The 8,019-nt window shown below is 76.8% G+C and carries 8 protein-coding genes; 5 read left to right on the top strand and 3 right to left on the bottom strand.

Annotation, left to right across the window (positions count from 1 at the left end):
* Positions 1–1,742, bottom strand: a 1,742-nt coding sequence (locus tag GA0070560_RS28315; protein ID WP_170839511.1) for an SseB family protein, incomplete at its 3' end; no start/stop codon positions are given.
* 153 nt (positions 1,743–1,895) lie between these two features.
* Between GA0070560_RS28315 and mycP the strand changes: the two genes are divergently transcribed.
* Positions 1,896–3,149: a type VII secretion-associated serine protease mycosin gene (mycP, locus tag GA0070560_RS21035; protein WP_091300635.1), complete on the top strand. Its 1,254-nt coding sequence runs from the start codon at positions 1,896–1,898 to the stop codon at positions 3,147–3,149.
* 165 nt (positions 3,150–3,314) lie between these two features.
* Here mycP and GA0070560_RS21030 read toward each other — a convergent pair whose 3' ends face one another.
* Together GA0070560_RS21030 and GA0070560_RS21025 are read right to left on the bottom strand one after the other, a co-directional pair.
* A complete protein-coding gene (locus tag GA0070560_RS21030) occupies positions 3,315–3,608 on the bottom strand; it encodes a WXG100 family type VII secretion target (RefSeq protein ID WP_088977028.1) in 294 nt (97 codons plus the stop codon).
* A gap of 25 nt (positions 3,609–3,633) precedes the next feature.
* Positions 3,634–3,951, bottom strand: a complete 318-nt coding sequence (locus tag GA0070560_RS21025; protein WP_091300633.1) for a WXG100 family type VII secretion target — start codon at positions 3,949–3,951, stop codon at positions 3,634–3,636.
* Between the two features lie 295 nt (positions 3,952–4,246).
* Between GA0070560_RS21025 and eccE the strand changes: the two genes are divergently transcribed.
* The 4 genes from eccE to rarD all read left to right on the top strand — a co-directional run bounded on the left by eccE (position 4,247) and on the right by rarD (position 7,999).
* On the top strand, positions 4,247–6,070 hold the full coding sequence (gene eccE / locus GA0070560_RS21020) for a type VII secretion protein EccE (protein ID WP_091300630.1): 1,824 nt from the start codon (positions 4,247–4,249) through the stop codon (positions 6,068–6,070).
* A gap of 55 nt (positions 6,071–6,125) precedes the next feature.
* Positions 6,126–6,512: a phage holin family protein gene (locus GA0070560_RS21015; protein ID WP_091300628.1), complete on the top strand. Its 387-nt coding sequence runs from the start codon at positions 6,126–6,128 to the stop codon at positions 6,510–6,512.
* A gap of 78 nt (positions 6,513–6,590) precedes the next feature.
* The gene (locus GA0070560_RS21010) at positions 6,591–7,082 is read left to right on the top strand and encodes a GNAT family N-acetyltransferase (protein WP_091300627.1); all 492 of its coding nucleotides are present in this window, start codon (positions 6,591–6,593) and stop codon (positions 7,080–7,082) included.
* Entirely contained in the window at positions 7,079–7,999 is a 921-nt protein-coding gene (rarD, locus tag GA0070560_RS21005) for an EamA family transporter RarD (protein ID WP_091300625.1), read from the top strand. Before GA0070560_RS21010 ends, rarD begins: the two co-directional genes overlap by 4 nt.
* Positions 8,000–8,019: the final 20 nt, after the last annotated feature.

Here is an 8,019-nt window from a genome sequence, read left to right as displayed (position 1 = left end):
GCCCGGTCCACCGACCCGAACGACACCGTCGGCTCCGCCCGATCCACCGGCTTCGACCGGTCGGCGAAGAGCGAGGCGAGCGGCTCGGTGGGCTCCTCCGCGCCCGGGGCGCCCGGAGCGGTCCTCGGTTCCGGCACCGGCGGGACCACCCCGGCGACCGGCGAGATCGGCCGGGTCGGTTCGCCCGGGGCGGCGACGATCAGCTCGGTCGGTTCCTCGGCCCCGGGCCCGACCGGTCCGGCGGGCTGCCCGCCCGGGGTGCCCTGCGGGGGTGCGCCGGAACCGGTCCCGGTGGCGTGCCCGTCCCGAGCGGTGTCGACCGGCGGGCCGGCGGGCCGGGGCGCGGAAGCCGGCGCGGGCTCGTCGGCGACGGGCAGGTCCCGGGACTCGATGACGGTGCCCTCTATCACGATGGGCGAGAAGCCCCGGCGCGGCGCGGACGGCGCGGAGACCGGCTCGGTGTACGACACCGGCGTTTCCTCGGCCACCTCCTCGACCGGGGCCGGCGCGGGCGTCGGCTGCGGGGACGGGTCGGGCAGCGGCTGGGTGGGCTCCTCGGCCGGTGGCGGCGCGGGCGTCGGCCGGCGGCGCGGCAGGGACTGGGTGGCCTCGGGGTCCGGCACCCGGAAGGCCCGGGTGGGCTCCTCCGTCGGCCGGTCGGGCCGGAGGCCGTTCGTCCCCGGCCCGGGGACCGGTGGCGTCACCTTCGCCTCGTCGGTGTCCATCCGGAACGCGCGGGTCGGGTCGTCGCCCGGCGGGCCGGCCGGGCCGCGACGGGGGAACGGCTGGCCGCCGAGCCCGGGCCGCAGTGGCGGGGCGGCCCGTTCGCCCGAGCGCAGCGGGTTGTCCCGGAACACCCGGGCCGCACCCCGACCGGAGGCCGGCTCGAAGAAGGAACTGTGCCCGTTGGGCTGGCCCTCGTCCCCGGCGGACCGGGCACCCGGCCCTTCGGCGAGCAGACGACGTCGCGGTGGGATCGGCCAGGACGTGCCCGTCCGGCCCGCGCCGCCGTCGCGCGGGTCGGGCCCGGGGCCGGGCTCACCGTTCGCCGGGGTCCCGGCATCGGCCGGTACGGCCTCCGGGCGGGCGGCGGGGGCGGGGGCGGGGGCGGGGACCGTCGGCTGCCCGCCGGCCGTACGCACCGGGGCGGGACCGGGCCCGTGGGCGGCCCGCACCGGATGGGGCTCCCGCGCGGCGGCGGGCCGGACGGGTGGGGCGTCGGCCACGCCGCCGATGGCCGGGGGCGGAGCCGGCTCCGGCTGCCTCCGGGCGTCGGCGGGGCCGGTGCCCGGCTGCTCGGCGGCGAGCGACTCCACCCGTTCCAGCCGGGCGCGGGCACCCATGGTGCGGCCGGGCAGCCGCACGTCGCCCCGGGAGAGCTGCGACACGAACCAGGCCGGGAGGTAGCCCTCGACCGGCAGGCCCGGGTTGACCGCCAGCCACCACTCGTGGTGGGGCCAGGCGGCGGCGAGGTCGGCGTAGGGGCTGCGCCGGCTGGGACCGTGGTCGGCGCCGAGGCAGGCACGCATCGCGGCGGGCGAGGTGAAGGCCAGCACATGCGTCCGGCCACCCGTGGTCCAGGTGCCCCAGCCTATCGGCGCCTCGCCGGCCAGGGCCTGCGCGGAAACCGGGAGGAACAGCTCCGTACCGGCCAGGATGCGGAAGTAGAGTCCCTGGTCGTTGGCGCGCAGCGCGTCCCGCATCGCCGCCTCGACCTCGGTAGCCGGCTCCCAGTCGGTCACGGCCACCTCTCCTCCCGCTAACAGGCCATAGGCATCGCGTACAACCTACAAGGTACGAACAAGATCACAATGGGTTGGCCGGCGGCGGGCCGCCGCCGCGACCTCGGGGCGATAACATCCCGTTCCGGAGTCGACACGATACGGAGGCGGTCGATGTACCGGCCCAGTACCCGACCGGCCCTGGCAGGCCTGGCCGCGGCCCTGCTGACCGGAATCCCGGCCGTCGCCGTGTCGTCGGTCACCCCGGCCCGCGCCGCCGTCCCGGCATCCGTGGCGGCCCGCACGCCCGCACCCGGGTGCGCCGCCCCGCTCGCCCCGGCCCGCGCCGTCGCCACCACGCCCTGGGCCCAGCAGCGGTATGCCCCGGAACGCCTCGCACCCCTGGCCACCGGTGCCGGAGTCACCGTCGCGGTGATCGACTCCGGGGTGGACCGGCGGCACCCGCAACTACGCGGTCAGGTGCTCGACGGGGCGGACTTCCTCGACCCGGGCGGCGACGGCGGCCGCGACTGCGCCGGCCACGGGACCGGGGTGGCCAGCATCATCGCGGCGGCCCCCGGCGACGGCGTCGCCTTCCAGGGGCTGGCGCCGAGGGCCCGCATCCTGCCGGTACGGGTCAGCGAGCAGCAGGTCGTCGAGGGGCGGGAGTCGGGGCGTACGGTCGGCGCGGCGGAGTTCGCCCGGGCCATCCGATGGGCCGTGGACCACGACGCCGACGTGCTGAACCTCTCCGTGGTGCTGTACGCGGACGACCCGGCCGTCCGGGCGGCGGTCGGCTACGCGGTCCGCCGGGACGTGGTGGTGGTGGCCGCCGCCGGCAACCTGCACGACAGCGGCGACCCCCGCCCGTACCCGGCCGCCTACGAGGGTGTGCTCGGGGTGGGGGCGATCGCGTCCGACGGCACCCGGGCCGACTTCTCCCAGGCCGGCCCGTACGTCGACCTGGTCGCGCCCGGCAGCGACGTGCTGATGGCCGCGCCGGGGCAGGGGCACCACCGGGCGGAGGGGACCAGCTACGCGGCGCCCTTCGTGGCGGCCACGGCGGCGCTGATCCGGCAGTACCGGCCCGACCTGACCGCCGCCCAGGTGGCGGAGCGCATCGTGGGCGCCGCCGACCCGGCGCCCGGCGACCGGGGCAGCGGCGGGTACGGGGCCGGGGTGCTCAACCCGTACCGGGCGGTCGCCGACACCGGTTCGGGGCCGGTGGCGTACCGACCGCCGGCCACCCTGCCGGCGGACCGTCCGGACCCGGCGCTGCTCGCGCGTGCCGACCGGCGGGCGGCGGCCCGGGACCGGGCGCTACTGGTCGCCGGGGTCACCGGCGCGGCGGTGGCGGCGGCGGTCCTGCTGGCGCTGGTGCTGCCGCGCGGCGTCCGACGCGGCTGGCGCCCGGCCGGTCCGGCCTGAGCCACCGGCGCAGCACGGCCGCGCCCCGACTCTGCCGTCAGCCGGGCACCGGCCGCAGCCTTACGCGCGTCGTGGCCCCGACCAGCGCCGGGTCCGGGCGACACGGCGCGGAACGACGACGGCGGCGCACCGACGGGATGGTCGGGCACCGCCGCGCGGCCGGTCTCACTGGAACAGGCCGACGTTCCTCTTCTCGGTGTTGAGGTAGTCGCCGGCGGAGTCGTCCACCGCGAGTTTGATGTCCCGCAGCATCGCCTGGAGGTCCTGCGAGGCGGAGCGCCACCGCGCCTGCCGCTGCTCGTACGCCTGCTGCGCCTCGCCGGCCCAGCTCGCCACCAGCGGTGCGGCGTCCCGTTCGAGCTGGCCGAGCTGCGAGTCGAGCGTGTTCAACGCCTTCTGGATGTCCGCGCTGGCCTGTTGCAGCGCGGCGAAGTTGACGACCAGCACACCGTTGTCCATCGGATGTCCTCCCCCTCGGGTGCGGTTACAGCGGCAACTGGATGCCGCGGTGGGTGCCGGCGACCCGGCCGGCGGCCTCGGCGTCCGAGGCGTCGTACTGCCGGCCGGCGGTGCGGATCGCCGACGCGGTCTCCCGCAGTGCCCGCTGCAACGCGGCCTGGTCCTGCGACCACTGCTGCTTGACCTGCTCGAACGAGCGCCCACCGGCGCCCCGCCAGGCCTGCTGCAACACCTCCAACTCGGCCAGCAGGCCGCTGAGCATGGTCTGCAGGGACTGGTCCACCTGCTCGAACTTCGCGGCGGTCTGCTGCATCACCGCGGCTTCTGCCTGGGTCTGGGACACCCGGACGTCACCTCGTCTCCTCGGTCGTGGCGGACCGTCGGTCACGTCCACGGTGGACGTCACGCCGGGTGGGTGGCCCCGGTGCGCACGGTCGGCCGAACTCGTCGCTGACGGTAGCGGCCCGATCGCCGTCGTGCTACCCCGTCGCCCTCCCCTGTGGACAACCGGCGGACCCGCGGCCCCTTACCATGGGTCACGCCGCCGTCGCGGTGCGGTCGCGTGAACGGCGCGACACCCCGTCGCGGCCGGCCCACCGGAGCCGAGAGGTCCCGACACGTCGAGCGGAGGAGACGCGGTGACGGCGAGCACGACCGGCCGGCCGGCCGGAGCAATCCACCGCCAGCCGCTGCCGCCGCAGTGGCTGACGACCGCCCGCCCGTCGACCGCCGTCCGCGCCGGCCAGGTGGTGGCCGCCCAGGTCGCGGCGGCGCTGGCCGTCGCGGCGACCGGCCGGGGCGCCGCGACGACCGGGCTCGCCCTGCTCGCCGCCGGCGCCCTGCTCGCCACGGCCTGGGTGCGATGGCGGGGCCGGTGGCTCTTCCAGTGGCTGGGCACCGCCCTCGGGTACGCCACCCGGCGGCACGCGCTCACCCCGACCGCCGGCCCGGACGCCCTGCTGGACCTGGTGCTTCCGGGCGCCGCGGTGCGCGCCGCCGAACTGTCCGGTGAGCCCGCCGCCGTCGTCGACGACGCCACCGGGCTCACCGCCCTGCTCGAACTGGGCGACCCGGGCGACCTGCTCGTTGACGGCCGCCGTCCACTGCCCGCGCCCGCCACGCTGCTCCCACCGGCCACGCCCGAGAACCCGCCGGTGCGGGTCCAGCTCCTCCTGCACGCCGCCCCGGCGCCGGCGCCCGGCGCGGCGGGCGGCACGGCCGGGACGTCGTACCGGCAGTTGACCGAGGGACGGCTGCCGGGCCAGGAACGGGCCCTGCTGGCGGTGCGGGTGCTGCGGGTGGACGGCTGGTCCGACGAGGAACTGCGCCGGGCCCTCTCCGGCACCGTACGCCGGATCCTGCGCCGCCTCGGGCCGGCCGGCGGGCGTCCGCTCGGCGAGCACGCCGCGCTGCGCGTACTCGGGGAGCTGGCCCACCACGACGCCGGGCGACCGACCCGGGAGACCTGGCAGGCGGTCTCCTCCGGCGGCCTGCTGCAGGTCGGCTTCGGGCTGACCCGCTGGCCCGACCCCCGGACCGACCTGGGCCGACGGCTGGTGTCCCGGCTGCTGGCACTGCCGGCGACCGCGACCAGCGTCGCGCTCTGCGCGGGTCCGCGCGCCGGCGCCGATTCCGTCCCAGCGCCGGCCGGGCTGACGGTACGGCTGACCGCCTGGACGCCCGACGAGCTGGCGCTGGCCGCGCAGGCGCTGCACCGGCTCGTCTCCGACGCCGGTGGCGAGGTGCGCCGGCTCGACGGCGAGCAGCTCGCCGGGCTGGCCACCACCCTGCCGCTGGCGGTGGCCGGCGGCCCACCGGCGCCCGGCCCGGAGCCGGAACCGCTGGACCTGTCGATCCGTGGCGGGGGCCTGATGGTGGGGGCGAACCGGCACGGCGGGGCGGTGACCGTACGGCTGTTCCGCGCCGAGGGCACCCGGCTGGTCCTCGTCGGCGGGGTACGCGCGGCGCAACTGCTGGTCCTGCGGGCGATGGCGCTGGGCGCGCGGGTGGCGGTGCAGACCGGCCGCCCCCGGGTGTGGGAGCCGTTCGTCCGGGGTGTGGGCAGCACCGGTGGCGGGGTGGCGGTGCTGCCGCCCGGCCGCCCGGTGGGCGGCGCGCCCGGCTCCCCGTTGTGCCCGCTGCTGCTGGTGGTCGACGCCGGCGCGACGCCGGTCGAGTCGACGCCGGGCCCGGCCTGGCGGGCCACCCTGGTGGTACGCGACGAGCTGACCGCGTCCGACGTGGACGTGCTGGGCCGGGCCGACCTGGCGGTGCTGCAACCGTTGGACGCGCAGGAGGCGGCGCTGGCCGGCACCGCGCTCGGGCTGGGCGGCTCGGCGGAGTGGTTGACCCGGATCCGGGACGACATGGTGGCGGTGGTGAACCGGCGGGCGCTGCGCTGGGCGCTGCTCTCCCCCACACCGATCGAGTCGCAGCTGATCGGTCGGCCCGCGCGGCGCTGATTCCGGGGCGGCCGGAGGCTTCCCCGGGTGGATCTGCCGTGGCACGATCCCCGCCATGGGTTTTCTGAAGGGCCTGCTGATCCGGCTGGGTGCCACGGCCGTCGCGTTCTGGCTGGCGACGCTGCTCATTCCCGGCATCACCCTGGACTCCGGCTCGGCGGTGGAGACGGTCACCACGCTGCTGCTGGTCGCCGTGATCTTCGGCGTGGTCAACGCCGTGCTCCAGCCGATCATCAAGACCGTCGGCTGCGGGCTGTACCTGCTGACCCTCGGGTTGATCGCGCTGGTGGTCAACGGCCTGCTCTTCCTGCTCACGAGCTGGATCGCCGACCAGGCGGGGCTGCCCTTCCAGGTGGACGGCTTCTGGCCTGCGGCGGTGCTCGGCGCGCTCTTCGTCGGCATCGTGACCTGGATCCTCGGGGCCGTCCTCGACCGCGACTGAGCCGCCGACCCGGGACGACGGCCAGCGGGTGGGAATTGGCCGGCGCGGCCGGCGGTCGGTCGGTCTAGCGTCGCCGGTGTGTTCACCCTGACCCGCGACGACGGCTACCTGCTCAGCACCGACCCGGACCGGATCGACGTGGACCGGGTGCACCACTGGCTCTCCACCGACGCGTACTGGGCGCTGGGGCGGAGCCGGGAGACCGTCGTACGCGCCTTCGCCGGCTCGATCCCGTACGGCGTGCACCGGGTGCCGGACGGCGGGCAGGTGGCGGTGGCCCGGGTCGTCACCGACGGGGCCACCTTCGCCTGGCTCTGCGACGTCTACGTCGCGCGCGAGGAGCGGGGGCGCGGGTTGGGCACCTGGCTGGCCACGGCCGTCCGGGACCACCTGGCCTCCCTCGGCGTACGACGGATCCTGCTGGCGACCCAGGACGCGCACGGGGTGTACGCCAGGATCGGCTTCGCCCCGGTCGCGCCGGAACGCTGGATGGAGCTGGACCGGCGGCCGGTCAGTCCGCTCACCGGAAAGGAGCCGAGCGGCTCGCCGGCCCTTACGGTGGAGCGGTGAACCAGACCCGGCTCGGCTACCTCTACGGCTTCGTCGCCTACCTGATCTGGGGCTTCTTCCCGGTCTACCTCAAACTGCTGCGCCCGGCCGGCGCGGTGGAGATCCTGGCCCACCGGATCGTCTGGTCGGTGGTCCTCGTCTCGCTGGTGCTGGCCGCGATGCGCAACGTCGGCTTCCTGCGCGCGCTGGCCCGCCGCCCCCGTACGCTCGCCGGCATCGTCGCGGCGGCGGTGCTGATCGCGGTCAACTGGGGCGCCTACATCTACGGGGTGAACTCCGACCGGGTGGTGGAGACCGCCCTCGGCTACTTCATCAACCCGCTGGTCGTGGTGCTGCTCGGCGTCTTCGTGCTCCGCGAGCGGCTGCGCCCGGCACAGTGGGCGGCGCTCGGCGTCGGCGCGCTGGCGGTCGCCGTACTCACCGTCGACTACGGCCGGCTGCCGTACCTGGCGCTCACCCTGGCCTTCAGCTTCGCCGGCTACGGGCTGGTCAAGAAACGACTCGGGCTGCCCGCCGCGGAGGGGTTCTTCGTCGAGTCCGCGGTGCTGGCGCTGCCCGCCCTGGCGTACCTGGGCTGGCTCGCGTCCCGGGGCGCGGCCACGTTCGGGCAGCTGTCGGCCGGGCACACCGCGCTGCTGGTGCTGGCCGGGGCGGCCACCGCCGTCCCGCTGATGCTCTTCGCCGGCGCGGCCAACCGGCTGCCCCTCTCCGGGCTCGGCATGTTGCAGTACCTCGCCCCGATCCTCCAACTCGGCTGCGGAGTGCTGATCTTCGACGAGCCGATGCCGCCGGCCCGGCTGGCCGGCTTCGCCCTGGTCTGGGTGGCGCTGGTGATCTTCACCATGGACGCGCTGCACCGCGGCCGGCGTACCCGGGCCGCCGCCCGCGCCCTGGAGCCGGTCGCCGCCGCCCGGTGAGCCCCACCCGCGCCCGGATC

The organism is Micromonospora halophytica (assembly GCF_900090245.1).
GTDB lineage: Bacteria > Actinomycetota > Actinomycetes > Mycobacteriales > Micromonosporaceae > Micromonospora > Micromonospora halophytica.
The sequence above is the reverse complement of the archived record's forward strand: the minus strand, read 5'-3'. Positions and strand labels throughout refer to the sequence as shown.